Below are 15,302 nucleotides of genomic sequence, written 5' to 3' on the forward strand. Positions count from 1 at the left end.
AATCTAAGCCCGGGGACCGGCAGCCGTCACTACCCGTCCGCATATCGGTATGAGAAAGAAGTGGAACCGGGCGCCTCAAGTCACCCGTTCGGGCGCTGGAGTCGGGCCACGAACTTGTAGCGGTCGCCGCGGTAGACCGAGCGCACCCACTCCACCGGCTCGCCCGCCGCGTCCAGCGAGTGGCGCGAGAGCATCAGCATCGGCAGGCCGACGTCGGTGCCCAGCAGCCCGGCCTCGCGCGGGGTGGCGAGCGAGGTCTCGATGGTCTCCTCGGCCTCGGCCAGGTGCACGTCGTACACCTCGGCGAGGGCGGTGTAGAGCGAGGTGTACTTGACCAGGCTGCGGCGCAGCGCGGGGAAGCGCTTGGCCGACAGATGGGTGGTCTCGATCGCCATCGGCTCACCGCTGGCCAGCCGCAGCCGCTCGATGCGCAGCACCCGGCCGCCGGTCGCGATGTCCAGCAGTGCGGAGAGCCGGTCGTCGGCGGTGACGTAGCCGATGTCCAGCAGCTGGGAGGTGGGTTCGAGGCCCTGGGCGCGCATGTCCTCGGTGTACGAGGTGAGTTGCAGGGCCTGGGAGACCTTGGGCTTGGCGACGAAGGTGCCCTTGCCCTGGATCCGCTCCAGCCGCCCCTCGACGACCAGCTCCTGGAGCGCCTGCCGCACGGTGGTGCGGGAGGTGTCGAACTCGGCGGCCAGCGTGCGCTCCGGGGGGACCGGGGTGCCGGGCGGCAGGGTTTCGGTCATCTCCAGCAGGTGGCGCTTGAGGCGGTAGTACTTCGGGACGCGTGCGGTGCGCGTCCCGCCGGAGCTGCTGCCGTTCTCGGCGGTGGCCGTCGTGACCGTCGCCGCCATTGCCCCCTCGGTCTCCATCGCGCCCTCTCCGACGTCTGGTGTGCTGCCGTCGCCGGCCTCTGATGATTTCGGCGGCTCACATCGTGGCACGCCCTGGACTCGCGGTGGCTGCCCTGCCCGGATGTCGAGAGATGTCGGTCCGGTAACGGAGCCGGAAGCGGCATTGTCCACTCTTGACACCCCTATAGGTCGAGAGTCACGCTCTGCATGAAGTGGTCTAAACCATTAAACCTCTCATTCGGCGATGTGGGGAGTAGGCGGCCGTGAAGAGTGAGCGCATGGCGGCGACGGATGTCGCGGCGATGCCGGTGTCGGTCGGCTCGCTCCGGGCGCGGTGAAGGGAAGATCCACGTCCATGACGACCCTCGCACGCGCCTCGGCCACCCTCACCCGGGACGCCCTCACCGTCCTCCAGCCCGGTTTCACCGGCACCTCCGCCCCCGACTGGCTGCTGCGCCGGCTCGGCGAGGGGCTCGCCTCCGTCGGGCTGTTCGGCCGCAACGTCGCCTCGCCGGAACAGCTCGCCGCGCTCACCGCCCAGCTGCGCGCCGAACGCGACGACGTGCTGGTGGCGATTGACGAGGAGGGCGGCGACGTCACCCGGATGGAGGTACGCGGCGGCTCCTCCTTCCCCGGCAATCTCGCCCTCGGCGCGGTCGACGACACCGGGCTGACCCACGCCGTCGCCCGCGAACTCGGCCGCCGCCTCGCCGCCTGCGGCGCCAACCTCAACTGGGCGCCGTCCGCCGACGTCAACTCCAATCCGGACAATCCGGTCATCGGCGTCCGCTCCTTCGGCGCCTCGCCCCGGCTCGTCGCCCGGCACACCGCCGCCTGGATCGAGGGGCTGCAGGGCGCCGGGGTCGCCGCCTGCGCCAAGCACTTCCCCGGGCACGGCGACACCGCCGTCGACTCCCACCACGCCCTGCCGCGCATCGACGCCGACCCCGCCACCCTGGCCGACCGGGAACTGGTGCCCTTCCGGGCGGCCGTCGCCGCCGGCACCAAGGCCGTGATGAGCGCGCACATCCTGCTGCCCGCGCTCGACCCGGCCCTGCCCGTCACCCTCAGCCCCGCCGCCCTGCACGGGCTGCTGCGCGGCCCGGTCGCCGACGGCGGGCTCGGCTTCGACGGCCTGATCGTCACCGACGGCATCGAGATGCGGGCCGTCGCCGACGCGTACGGCATCGAGCGGGGCAGCGTGCTGGCGATCGCCGCCGGGGCCGACGCGATCTGCGTCGGCGGCGGCCTCGCCGACGAGGACACCGTGCTGCGGCTGCGGGACGCGCTGGTCACGGCCGTGACGGACGGACGGCTCCCCGAGGCACGGCTGGCCGAGGCCGCGGCGCGGGTCCGGGCCCTGGGGGAGTGGGCGAAGACCGCCGGAGGGCCGGACGCGGCGCGGCGCATCGTGCCCGCCCCGGAGGTGGGGCTCGCCGCCGCCCGCCGCGCCCTGCGGATCACCCCGGCGGAGGGCGCCCCCGCGTACCGGCCGCCGGCCGGTCCCGTCTTCGTCGCCGCCCTCACCCCGGTGGCCGGCATCGCCGTCGGCGACGAGACCCCCTGGGGCGTCGCCGCCGAGCTGACCCGGCTGCTCCCCGGCACCACGACCGCCGCCTACGGCTCCGAGGACACGGCCCGGGGCGCGTCCGCCGTGGTCGCACAGGTGCTCGACGCGGCGGCGGACCGTAGGATCGTCGCTGTGGTACGTGACGTCCACCGCCACGGCTGGATGGCGGGCGTCCTGGACGCCCTGCTCGCCGCCCGGCCGGACACGGTCGTCGTGGAGATGGGGGTGCCCCAGGCACCGCCCGCGGGAGCCCCGCACATCGCGACCCACGGCGCCGCCCGGGTCTGCGGGCGGGCGGCCGCGGAAGTCATCACCGGCGTCGTCACCAGCGATATCAACGGCGATATCACCGGCAACGAGGCCGGTCATTGATACCTCACGCACAACCGGCACAGCCCACTGGAGGCACCCAGTATGTCCGCCACGACGACGGCCCCGCGCAGCGATCAGCCGGGCCGGATCATGTCCGGCGAGATGAACGAGCAGCCCGCGGTGCTGCGCCGCATTCTCGACCAGGGCGCTCCGAAGATCCGCGAGACCGCCGAGCGGATCGCCGCGCGCGCCCCGCGCTTCGTCCTGCTCACCGCCCGCGGCACCTCCGACAACGCGGCGCTGTACGCCAAGTACCTGCTCGAAGTGCTGCTCGGCAAGCCGTGCGGTCTGACGTCCATGTCCACCACCACCGCGTACGGCGCGCGGCAGGACCTCACCGACGTCCTGGTGATCACCGTCAGCCAGTCCGGCGGCTCCCCGGACCTGGTCGCCTCCACCGAGGCCGCCCGGGCGGCCGGGGCGATCACCCTCGCGGTGACCAACAACGCGGATTCCCCGCTCGCCGGGGCTGCCGAATTCCACATCGACGTGCTGGCCGGGCCCGAGAAGGCGCTGCCCGCCACCAAGACCTACACCGCCGAACTCCTCGCCCTCTACCTCTTCGCCGAAGGGCTGCGCGGCGGCGACGGCGCGGCCGCCAAGGTGCTGCCCGACCTCGCCCAGCAGATCCTGGACCGCCAGGGCGAGGTGAAGCAGCTCGCGAGCCGCTACCGGTTCGCCGAGCGGATGGTCCTCACCTCCCGGGGCTACGGCTACCCCACCGCCAAGGAAGCGGCCCTGAAGCTGATGGAGACCAGCTACATCCCGGCCCTCTCCTACTCCGGCGCCGATCTGCTGCACGGCCCGCTCGCCATGGTCGACAACATCTCGCCGGTGATCGCGATCGTCACCGAGGGCAAGGGAGGCCAGGCGCTGCAGCCGGTCCTGGAGCGGCTGCGCGGCCGCGGCGCGGATCTCGTGGTGATCGGCAGCCAGGCCGAGGTGGACCGGGCGTCCGCCGGATTCGCCCTGCCCACCGAGGGGGTCGCCGAGGAGGTCCAGCCGATTCTGGAGATCCTGCCGCTGCAGATGCTGGCGTACGAGGTCACCATCGCCCGGGGGCAGGACCCGGACGCGCCGCGCGCGCTGGCCAAGGTCACCGAGACCCGCTGAGATCTCGGGGGAAGGGCTGAGGACCCGCGGAAACACCCGCGGGCCGCGGCGCCGGGGCGGGACCCTCAACCCACCCGGCACCGCAGCCCGGAGCTCGTCGGCCGAGCAGCCGACCTCAAGAGGCGTACGGAGCGGTCAGGGCAGAGCGCGCCGTGTGCCTCCGATCCACCCTCCTGTGCGGGGAGGGCGGAAGATCGCATCGCTGGCCATTCTGGACTAGACCAGTGCCGTCTGTCCATGCTTCTGTGCGAATAGGGTCGTCGTTCGTCCGGGTAGGCTCGCCATGTGCCCTCCATGAACGATCTCGTACATCAGCACACCGCACTCGACGAATCCGATCTCGAGTGGCTCCACCTGCTGGTATCGGAGTGGCAGCTGCTCTCCGACCTCTCCTTCGCCGATCTCGTCCTGTGGGTGCCCACCAGCGACGGCACCCGCTATGTCTCGGTCGCGCAGATGCGGCCCAACACCGGGCCCACCTCCTATCAGGACGACATGGTCGGCCATCTCGTTCCCCGTGGCCGCCGTCCCATGCTCGACGCGGCGCATGACGAGGGCCGCATCGTCCGCGAGGGCGATCCCGAGTGGCGCGAGGAGGTCCCGGTCCGGGTGGAGTCCATCCCGGTCCGCCGGGAGAGCCGGGTCCTGGGCGTCATCGCCCGCAACACCAATCTGCTGACCGTACGGACCCCCAGCCGGCTGGAGCTGACCTATCTCCAGAGCGCGTCCGACCTGGCCCAGATGATCGCCGCCGGAGCGTTTCCCTTCCCCGGCCAGCAGGTCGACATGGACGCCTCGCCGCGCGTCGGCGACGGGCTGATCAGGCTCGACGCGGAGGGTGTGGTCCAGTACGCCAGCCCCAACGCCCTCTCCGCCTACCACCGGCTCGGGCTCGCCGCCGACCTCGTCGGCCACCACCTGGGCGAGACCACCGCCGAACTGGCCCCGGCGCGCGGACCGGTGGACGAGGCGCTGGTCAAACTCGCCAGCGGCTGGGCGCCCCGCGAGTTCGAGGTCGAGAGCGGCGAGAACGGCGTCATCCAGCTCCGGGCCATCCCGCTCAAGCCCAAGGGGGTGCACATCGGCTCGCTCGTCCTGCTGCGGGACGTCACCGAACTGCGCCGCCGCGAGCGGGAGCTGATCACCAAGGACGCCACCATCCGGGAGATCCACCACCGGGTGAAGAACAACCTGCAGACGGTGGCCGCGCTGCTGCGGCTACAGGCCCGCCGGATGGACTCCGCCCAGGGGCGGGAGGCGCTCAACGAGGCGGTGCGCCGGGTCGGTTCGATCGCGATCGTCCACGAGACCCTGTCCCAGACGCTCGATGAGCGGGTCGAGTTCGACGACATAGCCGACCGGGTGCTGGCGATGGTGGCCGAGATATCGCCCGGCAAGGTCACCGGCCGCCGCACCGGACGGTTCGGAATCCTCGACGCCGAGGTGGCCACCCCGCTGTCCATGGTCCTCACCGAGGTACTGCAGAACGCGCTGGAGCACGGCTTCGGGCCGGGGGAGCAGGGCACGGTCGAGGTCTCCGCGGTGCGCGGCGGCACCGGCGAGGAGGGCCGGCTGATGGTGACCGTCCAGGACGACGGGCGCGGGCTGCCCGAGGGGTTCGACCCCCAGCGCGCCGGAAACCTCGGCCTCCAGATCGTCCGCACCCTGGTGGAGGGCGAACTGGGCGGCACCTTCGACATGGTGCCCGCTCCGGAGCGCGGCACGCGTGTGGTCCTCGACATATCGGTGGGTGCCGAGAAGACCTGAGTATCTTCACGGACCCTTCACCGGGGGTGAGTGAGGGCGGGCAACGCACTGAGCCCCGGACCGGGTTGGTCCGGGGCTCAAAAGCTCACGTTGCTGTGCGCATCGGGGCTACTGCGCGCTGCGGCTCGGGGGCCATGGGGCGTATCAGGGTCAGGCGCTGGCGTTCCGCGCCCGGTTCCGAGCGGCACGGCGCTTCATGGCGCGGCGCTCGTCCTCGCTGAGTCCACCCCAGACGCCGGAGTCCTGGCCGGACTCAAGCGCCCACTGCAGGCACTGCTCCATCACGGGGCAGCGGCGGCAGACGGCCTTGGCTTCCTCGATCTGCAGCAGCGCGGGACCGGTGTTGCCGATGGGGAAGAACAGCTCGGGGTCTTCCTCGCGGCAAACGGCGTTGTGACGCCAGTCCATGGCTGCTCCATCTCCTCGTATTACGGGCTTGTTGCTTGTGAATGTGAACGCTTTCACGAATCCCTCGACAAGGACAGGGTCGCTGCCAGTCCGGAAACTGGTGCGGTGCCTTGGGTTTGAGGAGGGGGTTCGGGCTCTCATGGGGGCCTTCCGTCAGGCCGTCCCGATCGCCAAGAAGAGATTCGCAAACCTCGGCGGCGGATACAACCCCTTCCGGAAAGTTTTTTTTGATTCCTTGGTGTCGGCTGTATCACAGCCGTACTTCCGGGGGGTGGATCCCAGCCTAAACGTTCGAGTGGAAGGACTTTATGGGGTCTGACTCACACAATCACACGCAGTGCACGGCGTACGCCTGTGAACGTCACGCTCGTACGCAGTCCCAGATGGTCTCCGTCCATCTGGAACGGCAGTGGCGCCTGGGATTGCAAGGTGAAGTGCGTCAGATCGTGGAGCCCCACCACATGCTTGCCGTGGGGTCCCCGCTCGGGCGTCGACATCAGCAGCTGGGTCGCGTAGCGGGTCATCGCCGGCGCCGACAGCTTGGCGAGTCCCAGCACGTCAAGGGCGGTGTCGAAGGACGCGCGCGGCGCCGCGTAGACCGGGCGGTTGCCCAGGAAGGTCCACGGGGAGGTGTTGCAGACTATGGACAGCGCCAGTTCCTTGATCGGGTCCTGGTCGGGCCGCCCGAGGGTGATGGTGCCCTGCCGCCGGTTCGGCTCCCCGAAGAACTGGCGCATCACCTGCCGTATGTAGAGAGCGTGGGTCGAACGCTTGCCGCGTTCGCGCTGCTGCTCGACCCGGCCGATCACGCTCGCGTCGAAGCCGAAGCCCGCGCAGAAGGTGAACCACCGGGCGGGCACCGACTCGTCCGCGGTGCCGGGAGTGCCGGCCGCGAGACCGAGGCCCACGGTGCGCTCGGTGCCGTCCCGCAGGGCGTCCAGCAGGGCGCCGGTCGCCTCGACGGGGTGGTTGGGCAGGCCGAGGGCGCGGGCGAACACATTGGTGGAGCCGCCGGGGACCACCGCGAGGCGGGGCAACTCGCCCGGCGCGGGGCCGTTGTGCAGCAGCCCGTTGACGACCTCGTTGACGGTGCCGTCGCCGCCCAGCGCCACGACCAGCTCATGGGTGCCGCCGTCCACCGCGCGACGGGCCAGATCGCGTGCATGCCCCCGGTACTCCGTGGTCGCCACGTCGAGCTTCAGATCGCTGGCGAGCGCGTGGATCAGAACGTCACGGGTGCGGGCACTGGTGGTGGTTGCTGCCGGATTGACCACGAGGAGTGCGCGCATGGGCGCCAGCCTACCGACCCGCCGGCCCACTCCCCGACCCCCGGGCCCGCCCACCGGCACCGGGCGGCGGCTACGCTGCTGGCGTGAGCAGGAAGAAGCCCGCCCCCGCCAAGACGGCCAGGACCGCCACTTCGGCGGCGAAGGCTGCCAAGCCCGCCGCGAAGGCCGCCGCCGACGACCAGGCCGCCGACGCGGCGCCCGCGGGGCCCCGTCCGGCCCGGCTGACCGTGGCCGCGGCGCTCGCCGCCGTCGAGGGGCTGGTGCTCGTGGGGTTCGGCGTCTACGTCCTCATCATGGGCCTCGCCGGGAACCCGGAGAGCCCGGAGCAGGCGGAGACGCTGGGCATCACCGTGCTCGCCCTGGCCCTGCTGCCGCTGCTGGCGGCCCGCGGGCTGTGGCTGCGGCGCCGGTGGAGCCGCGGCCCCGCGATGATCACCCAGCTGATGGCGCTGCCGGTGGCCTGGACGCTGGTGCAGAACGGCGGCGGGCTGATCGCCGCCGGCGCGCTGACCGCCGTGGCGGCCCTCACCGTGCTGGCCCTGCTGATCAACCCGACCGCGACCGAGGCGCTGGGCATCGGCCCGCGCGACGCCTAGAAGAGTCGTGCCCGGGGCTCACCCCGGGCACCGCTCGCTACTCCTCGACCAGCAGCCGGTCCCGCAGCTGGGCGAGGGTGCGCGCCAGCAGCCGTGAGACGTGCATCTGGGAGATGCCGACCTCCTGCGCGATCTGCGACTGCGTCATGTTCCCGAAGAAGCGCAGCAGCAGGATCTTCTTCTCGCGCGGCGGCAGATCCTCCAGCAGTGGCTTGAGGGATTCGCGGTACTCGACGCCCTCCAGCGCCTCGTCCTCCGCGCCGAGGGTGTCCGCCACCGCCGGGGACTCGTCGTCCGTGTCCGGTACGTCCAGCGACAGCGTGCTGTACGCGTTGGCGGACTCCAGGCCCTCCAGTACCTCCTCCTCGGAGATGGCCAGATGCTCGGCCAGCTCATGGACGGTCGGCGCGCGTCCGTGCCGCTGGGACAGCTCGGCGGTGGCCGTGGTCAGCGAGAGCCGCAGCTCCTGGAGTCGGCGCGGCACCCGCACCGCCCAGCCCTTGTCACGGAAGTGCCGCTTGATCTCGCCGACGACCGTGGGGGTCGCGTAGGTCGAGAACTCCACACCGCGGTCCGGGTCGAACCGGTCCACGGACTTGATCAGTCCGATGGTGGCCACCTGGGTCAGGTCGTCCAGCGGCTCGCCGCGGTTGCGGAAGCGCCGGGCCAGGTGCTCGACCAGGGGCAGGTGCATGCGCACGAGGTTGTTGCGCAGCTCGGCCCGCTCCGCGGAGCCGTCGGGGAGTCCCCGCAGCTCGACGAACATCGCCCGCGCGCCGCTCCGGTCGTGCGGATCGTGCTGCTGATGCACCTGCTCCTGCTCGTGCTGATCCATGTGGTCCGCCCGCTCTGGTCGGTCTCCTGCCGCCTCCGAGTCCGCGGGGTGCGGTCGGGCCGGCGGGTGCGGGATGGCCGGGGTGTGTACTCCCCGCGATGATGCAGTGCTCACGGAGCCCCCTTTGTCCGTCACGGCTGTCCGGGGCCGGCGCCGCGCTCCTTGTACAGGCTGATGCTGACCGTGCGGTCCTCGGCGACGGTGGAATCCACCTTGCCCGCCAGTGCGGAGAGCACCGTCCAGGCGAAGGTGTCGCGCTCGGGGGCGCGGCCGTCGGTGGTCGGAGCCGACACGGTCACCTGCAATGCGTCGTCGATCAGTCGGAAGACGCAGCTCAGCACACTGCCGGGGACGGCTTGCTGCAGCAGGATCGCGCAGGCCTCGTCGACCGCGATGCGCAGATCCTCGATTTCGTCGAGGGTGAAGTCCAAGCGGGCTGCCAGGCCGGCGGTCGCCGTACGCAGCACCGACAGATAGGCCCCCGCAGCGGGCAGCCGGACTTCCACGAAGTCCTGGGTCCCGGGCTCGCCTGCGATCTGGGACACCCTCACCTCCAAGGTGACACAAGCTGTTTGAGCTGAGCTGATTGGAGCGTCGGCCATATGCCCTTATGGTGGAGGGATAACGGACCGGCGCGATGTGTGGTTCGGCTGCGACGCTATCGCGATCTGCCACTCGGTGTCGCCCGGACGAAGCACGGCCCCCGTCACGGGTGAACCCCCGAGATGAACATTCCCGATATCACTCATAGTAAGCATATGAGTACGCAGCGTGGCTAGGGGTCTGCGGTCTCAATTCGAAAGAGATGTCGCCTCACTCAACGAACCGCTGGTCGAAGCTATGCCCGGCGCCTGGGCGGCCAGCGCCCGCAGCGGCTCTCCCGACAGCCTTCGCACGGTCCATTCGTCCATCGGCTCCGCGCCGATGGACGCGTAGAAGCCGATCGCGGGTTCGTTCCAGTCCAGCACCGACCATTCGAAGCGGGCATAACCCCGCTCCACGCAGATCCGTGCCAGCTCGGCCAGCAGCGCCTTGCCGTGGCCGCCGCCGCGGGCCCGCGGCGTGACGTACAGATCCTCCAGATACACCCCGTGGGTGCCCGTCCAGGTGGAGAAGTTACGGAACCACAGGGCGAACCCGACCGGCCCGGCCGCTGCGCCGCCGATCTCCTCGGCGATCAGCGCGAACACCGCCGGATGCTCCCCGAACAGCGCCGTGTGCAGCTGCTCCTCGGTGGCCCTGGCCTCCTGCGGTGCCCGCTCGTACTCGGCCAGCTCGCGGATCATCGCGAGGATGGCCGGGACGTCGGACGGCTGTGCTGATCGGATCATGTGGTGAAGGCTAGCTCGCCGCACCGACAACACGGCAGCGGATTCCTCCGCGCGGCAGGTCCCGCGGCCCGCGCCCGCCCGTTCCGGGGCGCCGGGGGCGGCTAGACAATCAGCTGGTCCACGTAGCACCAGCGCCAGTCCTCGCCCGGTTCGAAGCTGCGCATCACCGGATGCCCGGTCTTCTCGAAGTGCCCGGTGGAGTGTCGATAGGTCGATGAATCGCAGCACCCGACATAGCCGCACTCCAGACAGATCCGCAGTTGCACCGGATGGCTGCCGAGCGTCAGGCACTCCGGACAGGTGGTGGCCTGCGGCTCCGGTTCGGGGCGCGGCAGGGCCGGAATATGCGGGCACTCCCTCATGATTGCCAGACTAAACCGGGCGAGCCGACGAATGGGGACGGGCCGGGGCATGGACGTAACTCCGCTGTTGATGCTGGTGGCGGGCAGCGCGGCGATCGCGGGCGCGGCCCGGCGGACCCCGGTGCCCGCGCCACTGCTGCTGGTCGCGGTCGGGCTGGTGGTCTCGTATCTGCCGGGGGTGCCGGACTACACCCTGGAGCCGGAGATCGTGCTCCCCCTGGTGCTGCCGCCGCTGCTGCACTCCGCCGCGCTCGACAGCTCCTACCTGGACCTGCGCGCCAATCTGCGGCCGGTGGCGCTGCTGTCGTTCGGCTACGTCCTGTTCGCCACCCTCGCCGTCGGCTGGATCGCCTACCTGCTGGTGCCCGGTCTGCCACTGACCGCCGCCCTGGTGCTGGGCGCCGTCATCGCCCCGCCCGACGCGGTGGCCGCCACCGCCATCGCCCGCCGGGTCGGCCTGCCCTCCCGCCTGACGACGATCCTCCAGGGCGAGTCCCTGGCCAACGACGCGACCGCGATCACCGCCTATCGGGTGGCGCTCGCCGCGGCGGTGGGGGAAGGCGCCACCTGGACGCATGCCGCCGGGGAGTTCCTGCTCGCGGCGGTGGGCGGCGTCGGCGTCGGCCTGGCCCTCATGGTGCCGCTGCACTGGCTGCGCACCCGGCTGCGCGATCCGCTGTTGCAGAACACCCTCTCGCTGCTGATCCCCTTCACCGCCTACGCGGCCGCCGAACAGGTCCACGCGTCGGGCGTGCTGGCGGTCGTGGTGGTCGCGCTCTACCTCGGACACCACTCCTGGCAGGTCGACTTCGCGACCCGGCTCCAGGAGGCGGCCGTCTGGAAGATGATCGCCTTCATCCTGGAGTCGGCCGTGTTCGCGCTGATCGGGCTGCAACTGCGGTTCGTGGTGGGCGGCCTGGGGGAGTACGGGGCGGTCGAGGCGGCCTGGTACGCGGCCGCCGTCTTCCTGGCCGTGGTGGCCGTACGGTTCGTCTGGGTCTTCCCGGCGACCTTCCTGCCGCGCAAGCTCTCCCGCAGGATCCGGGAGCGGGAGCCCGGCGTCGACTGGCGGGCGCCCATCATCGTCGGCTGGGCCGGGATGCGCGGCGTGGTGTCGCTGGCCATCGCCTTCTCGATCCCGGAGACCGTGCACGGCGGAGGCGGCTTCCCGGCCCGCACCCTGATCCTCTTCCTGGCCTTCACCACCGTCATCGGGACCCTGGTCCTCCAGGGCCTCACCCTGCCCGCCCTGATCCGGTCGCTGGGCATGCCGGGGCGCGACGTCCGGGCCGAGACGCTCGCCGAGGCGCAGGCGCAGGCACAGGCGTCGCGGGCCGCCGAGGACCGGCTGGCCGAACTCCTCGCCGACGAGCGCAACGCGCTGCCGCCGCCGCTGGCCGACCGGCTGCGCCTGGTGCTGGAGCGGCGCCGCAACGCGGTGTGGGAACGGCTCGGCACGGTCAACGAGGTGACGGGGGAGTCGGCGGACGACACCTACCGCAGGCTGGCGCGCGAGGTGATCGGCAGCGAGCGCGAGGTGTTCGTGAAGCTGCGGGACGCGCGGCGGATCGACGACGAGATGCTCCGTACGCTGCTGCGCCGACTGGACCTGGAGGAGGCGGCGGCCTACCGCGAGGGGACCGCGGAGGGCGGGACCTGACCGTCTCCGGGCCGGGCCCCGCCCACCGCGGATGGCTCCTACTTCAGCAGCTCACGGATGCGCGCGCGCATCGAGGCCATCGTGAACCCCCGGGGATCGATCTTGCCCGGCTGCCATTCGAGGTGGCCGATCACCGACCGCTCGGTCCAGCCGTGACGGCGGCAGACGGCCGCCGCCGCCCTGGCGATCGCGTCCAGTTGGGCCTCGGGCCACGGGTCCTGCCCGTCGCCGAGGTTTTCGCATTCGAAGCCGTAGAACGCGCGATTGCCGTCCGTGTTGGCCTCGTTGTCGGGCGGGAGCGCCTTTTCGGCGATCACGGCGCGCAGGACCTCGTCGTCGCCGAGCCCCGCGTGGTTGGCGCGGCCGTAGCCGACGAGATGCACCCCGCCGTCCTTGGCGATCACGCCGTGGCACAGCGGGCCGGGCAGCTCCTCGTAGCCGTCGCGGCAGATCTCGACGGTGAGGTCGGTGCCGGAGGTGACGGTGTGGTGGATCATCACACCGTGCACTCCGCCCCATGGCCCCTTGTGGTTGCGGTTGTGGTTCCGCCAGTCGCCGACCTGCGTCACGCGCAGGCCCTCGTTCTTCAACGCCGCCAGGAAGTCCCCCGCGGACATGGGTGCTGCCATGACCGCCTCCGTTCTGATCGTGCGGCGGGCGGCCGGTCGCGGCCCGCTCGTATCACCGTATGCTTACCCAAAAACACAGTGGGTCATTGAGTCCTGGTTGAGGGGCGGTTGAGAGCGGCCGTTATGGTGCGTCTGATCCGCTCGACGACGCGCAGGAGAACCACCGCACCATGCACTACCAGGACGTACTCGACGAGGTCGCGGCCCATGTGGCGCCCCATATCGGCCGGGGCCGGGTGGCCCAGTACATCCCCGCGCTCGCGGCGGTCGACCCGGACCGCTTCGGCATCGCCCTCGCGGACGTCGACGGCAATGTCACCGGCGTCGGCGACTGGGAGCGCCCCTTCTCCGTGCAGTCGATCTCCAAGGCGTTCGGCCTCGCGCTCGTCCTCGCGCAGGACGGGGAGAAGCTGTGGCGGCGGGTCGGCCGGGAGCCCTCGGGCAACCCCTTCAACTCCCTGGTGCAGCTGGAGCACGAGAACGGCATCCCGCGCAATCCGTTCATCAACGCCGGCGCGCTGGTCGTCACCGACCGGCTGCACAGCCTCACCGGCGACGCCAGCACCACGATGCTGGACTTCCTGCGCGCCGAGAGCGGCAACCCCGAGCTGGCCTTCGACCCGGTCGTCGCCGAGTCCGAGTCCGGCCATGGCGACCGCAACGCCGCCCTCGCGCACTTCATGGCGAGCTACGGCAACCTCGACAACCCCGTACCGACCGTCCTCGAACACTACTTCTGGCAGTGCTCGATCGAGATGAGCTGCCGCGACCTGGCGCTCGCGGGCGGCTTCCTGGCCCGCCACGGACTGCGCGCGGACGGCTCCCGGCTGTTGTCGCGGCGCGAGGCGAAGCGGGTCAACGCGGTCATGCTCACCTGCGGGACGTACGACGCGGCGGGCGACTTCGCGTACCGCGTCGGGCTGCCCGGCAAGAGCGGCGTGGGCGGCGGGATCGTCGCCGTGATCCCGGGGCGGTGCACGCTGTGCGTCTGGAGCCCCGGCCTGGACGCCCGCGGCAACTCGGTGGCCGGGGTGGCGGCGCTGGACCACTTCACGACGGTGACCGGGTGGTCGGTGTTCTAGGACGCCGCCAGGGTGGCGCCGGGCCGGTGGCGGCGGGAGCATGGTGGTGTAGCAGGAGGTGTGGCGGCATGCAGCACGAGATGCGCGCGGAGTACGAGGAAGGCAGCTCCGGGCGGGTGGCGGGCGCGCCGGTCAAGATCTGGCACATGGTCCGGGGCAACGGCACGACCGCGATGTGCGGCCGCGAGCTGGCCCCGGACGCCGAGACGCAGGCGGCGGATCTGTGGGCCACGGACGACTCCGGGCCGTTCTGCCACTCCTGCGGGGCGATGTATCTGCGCGAGGTCCCTTGAGCGACGGCCGGAGCGACTACCGGGAGCGGCCGTCGCGGCTCGGCGGCGGCGCGGTGGTGTGGTCCCGCACCGTGGGGGCCGGGCCGCGGCGGGTGCTGCCCGACGGCTGTACGGACCTGATCTGGGCCGACGGCAGGCTGCTGGTCGCCGGGCCCGACACCCACGCCCATCTGGCCGCTGGGCCCGCCGGGACGAGCGCCGTGGGGCTGCGCTTCGCCCCGGGTACGGGGCCCGCGGTGCTGGGCGTACCGGCCTGTGAACTGCGTGATCAGCGGGTGCCGTTGGCCGCGCTCTGGCCGGCGGCCGAGGTGCGACGGCTGGCGGAGCGAGCCGCGGAGGCGCGGGTGGGGCAGGCGCTGGAGGCCGTGGCGCTGGCCCGGCTGCGGGACGCGGAGCCCGCCGATCCGGTGGTGGGCGCGGTCGTGGCGGGGCTCGCGGGCGGGCGGAGCGTGGCGGAGGTGGCCCGGGTGGCGGGCCTGGGCGCCCGGCAGTTGCGCCGCCGGTCGCTGGCGGCCTTCGGATACGGGCCCAAGACGCTGGGGCGGGTGCTGCGGCTGAACCGGGCGCTGGAGCTGGCGCGCGGCGGGGTGCCGTTCGCCGAGGTGGCGGCGGTGGCCGGGTACGCGGACCAGGCGCATCTGGCGCGGGAGGTACGGGGGCTGGCGGGCGTACCGCTGGGCGGACTGCTGGGGTGGGTCCTGTCCGGCGGCACGCCCCGGCGGTGCCGTCAGCCGGTCAGCGGGGCGAACAGGCCGACGTTGTTGCCGTCCGGGTCCAGGACGGTCGCGTAGCGCTGCCCCCAGAAGGCGTCCCAGGGCTCCTTGAAGCCCCGTACGCCCGCCTCCGTGAGCTTCTCGTACAGCGCGTCCACCTCCGCCGGGTTGTCGCACAGGAAGGCCGGCACCAGCCGTCCCGGCTCGCCGGCCGGCGGGGTTTCGGCCGCGTCCCACATCAGGCGCAGCCCGCCCGGCAGGGCGGCCTCGGCGTGCGGCTGGGTGTCGGCCTCGGCGGGGATGTCCAGGCCGAGGATGCGGTAGAAGGCGAGGGAGGCGGCCATGTCCGCGACGGCGAGGCCGATCGCGTCGAATCGTGGTGTCATGCGGGGAGCGTAGGCAGCCCGCGACCCGCCGGTCTTGAATGA

General features: G+C 71.8%; 17 protein-coding genes. 8 read left to right on the forward strand and 9 right to left on the reverse strand.

What is annotated here, in order from left to right:
* Positions 1-80 precede the first annotated feature (80 nt).
* The gene (locus tag ACH4SI_RS10060) at positions 81-854 is read right to left on the reverse strand and encodes a GntR family transcriptional regulator (protein WP_398295226.1); all 774 of its coding nucleotides are present in this window, start codon (positions 852-854) and stop codon (positions 81-83) included.
* A gap of 355 nt (positions 855-1,209) precedes the next feature.
* Here ACH4SI_RS10060 and ACH4SI_RS10065 point away from each other — a divergent pair, with 355 nt between their 5' ends.
* The 3 genes from ACH4SI_RS10065 (at position 1,210) to ACH4SI_RS10075 (ending at position 5,676) form a co-directional block, all read left to right on the forward strand.
* Positions 1,210-2,796 (forward strand): glycoside hydrolase family 3 protein, encoded by a 1,587-nt coding sequence (locus tag ACH4SI_RS10065; RefSeq protein ID WP_398294675.1) that lies wholly within the window; start codon positions 1,210-1,212, stop codon positions 2,794-2,796.
* A gap of 42 nt (positions 2,797-2,838) precedes the next feature.
* Positions 2,839-3,909, forward strand: coding sequence for an SIS domain-containing protein (locus tag ACH4SI_RS10070; RefSeq protein ID WP_398294677.1), 1,071 nt, complete (start codon positions 2,839-2,841; stop codon positions 3,907-3,909).
* A gap of 294 nt (positions 3,910-4,203) precedes the next feature.
* Positions 4,204-5,676, forward strand: coding sequence for a sensor histidine kinase (locus tag ACH4SI_RS10075; RefSeq protein ID WP_398294679.1), 1,473 nt, complete (start codon positions 4,204-4,206; stop codon positions 5,674-5,676).
* Positions 5,677-5,826: 150 nt separating this feature from the next.
* Here ACH4SI_RS10075 and ACH4SI_RS10080 read toward each other — a convergent pair whose 3' ends face one another.
* On the reverse strand, positions 5,827-6,084 hold the full coding sequence (locus ACH4SI_RS10080) for a WhiB family transcriptional regulator (RefSeq protein ID WP_003953983.1): 258 nt from the start codon (positions 6,082-6,084) through the stop codon (positions 5,827-5,829).
* A 320-nt stretch (positions 6,085-6,404) separates the two neighbouring features.
* Positions 6,405-7,373 (reverse strand): diacylglycerol/lipid kinase family protein, encoded by a 969-nt coding sequence (locus ACH4SI_RS10085; RefSeq protein WP_398294681.1) that lies wholly within the window; start codon positions 7,371-7,373, stop codon positions 6,405-6,407.
* Between the two features lie 83 nt (positions 7,374-7,456).
* On the opposite strand from ACH4SI_RS10085, the gene ACH4SI_RS10090 reads away from it, so the two are divergent.
* A complete protein-coding gene (locus ACH4SI_RS10090; RefSeq protein WP_398294683.1) occupies positions 7,457-7,969 on the forward strand; it encodes a hypothetical protein in 513 nt (170 codons plus the stop codon).
* Positions 7,970-8,006: 37 nt separating this feature from the next.
* Here the strand turns inward: ACH4SI_RS10090 and ACH4SI_RS10095 are convergent, their stop codons facing one another.
* From ACH4SI_RS10095 to ACH4SI_RS10110, 4 genes are all read right to left on the reverse strand, one after another.
* Positions 8,007-8,939: an RNA polymerase sigma factor SigF gene (locus ACH4SI_RS10095; RefSeq protein WP_398294685.1), complete on the reverse strand. Its 933-nt coding sequence runs from the start codon at positions 8,937-8,939 to the stop codon at positions 8,007-8,009.
* On the reverse strand, positions 8,936-9,349 hold the full coding sequence (locus tag ACH4SI_RS10100) for an anti-sigma regulatory factor (protein ID WP_176180706.1): 414 nt from the start codon (positions 9,347-9,349) through the stop codon (positions 8,936-8,938). The genes ACH4SI_RS10095 and ACH4SI_RS10100 overlap by 4 nt, the downstream gene beginning before the upstream one ends.
* Before the next feature lie 246 nt (positions 9,350-9,595).
* The gene (locus ACH4SI_RS10105; protein WP_398294688.1) at positions 9,596-10,135 is read right to left on the reverse strand and encodes a GNAT family N-acetyltransferase; all 540 of its coding nucleotides are present in this window, start codon (positions 10,133-10,135) and stop codon (positions 9,596-9,598) included.
* Between the two features lie 101 nt (positions 10,136-10,236).
* Positions 10,237-10,497 (reverse strand): UBP-type zinc finger domain-containing protein, encoded by a 261-nt coding sequence (locus ACH4SI_RS10110; protein ID WP_398294690.1) that lies wholly within the window; start codon positions 10,495-10,497, stop codon positions 10,237-10,239.
* A 49-nt stretch (positions 10,498-10,546) separates the two neighbouring features.
* On the opposite strand from ACH4SI_RS10110, the gene ACH4SI_RS10115 reads away from it, so the two are divergent.
* On the forward strand, positions 10,547-12,157 hold the full coding sequence (locus ACH4SI_RS10115) for a Na+/H+ antiporter (RefSeq protein WP_398294692.1): 1,611 nt from the start codon (positions 10,547-10,549) through the stop codon (positions 12,155-12,157).
* A gap of 38 nt (positions 12,158-12,195) precedes the next feature.
* Here ACH4SI_RS10115 and ACH4SI_RS10120 read toward each other — a convergent pair whose 3' ends face one another.
* Complete coding sequence (locus ACH4SI_RS10120; protein ID WP_398294694.1) at positions 12,196-12,786, reverse strand: N-acetylmuramoyl-L-alanine amidase; 591 nt, start codon at positions 12,784-12,786, stop codon at positions 12,196-12,198.
* 170 nt (positions 12,787-12,956) lie between these two features.
* On the opposite strand from ACH4SI_RS10120, the gene ACH4SI_RS10125 reads away from it, so the two are divergent.
* The 3 genes from ACH4SI_RS10125 (at position 12,957) to ACH4SI_RS10135 (ending at position 14,952) form a co-directional block, all read left to right on the forward strand.
* Entirely contained in the window at positions 12,957-13,868 is a 912-nt protein-coding gene (locus ACH4SI_RS10125) for a glutaminase (RefSeq protein WP_398294696.1), read from the forward strand.
* Positions 13,869-13,936: 68 nt separating this feature from the next.
* Positions 13,937-14,161, forward strand: coding sequence for a hypothetical protein (locus tag ACH4SI_RS10130; RefSeq protein WP_398294698.1), 225 nt, complete (start codon positions 13,937-13,939; stop codon positions 14,159-14,161).
* Positions 14,158-14,952, forward strand: a complete 795-nt coding sequence (locus ACH4SI_RS10135) for a helix-turn-helix domain-containing protein (RefSeq protein WP_398294700.1) — start codon at positions 14,158-14,160, stop codon at positions 14,950-14,952. Before ACH4SI_RS10130 ends, ACH4SI_RS10135 begins: the two co-directional genes overlap by 4 nt.
* Here ACH4SI_RS10135 and ACH4SI_RS10140 read toward each other — a convergent pair.
* A complete protein-coding gene (locus ACH4SI_RS10140; protein WP_398294702.1) occupies positions 14,889-15,260 on the reverse strand; it encodes a VOC family protein in 372 nt (123 codons plus the stop codon). The two genes, ACH4SI_RS10135 and ACH4SI_RS10140, sit on opposite strands and share 64 nt — an antisense overlap.
* Positions 15,261-15,302 lie beyond the last annotated feature (42 nt).

Source organism: Streptomyces sp. NPDC021212 (assembly GCF_044332925.1).
GTDB lineage: Bacteria > Actinomycetota > Actinomycetes > Streptomycetales > Streptomycetaceae > Streptomyces.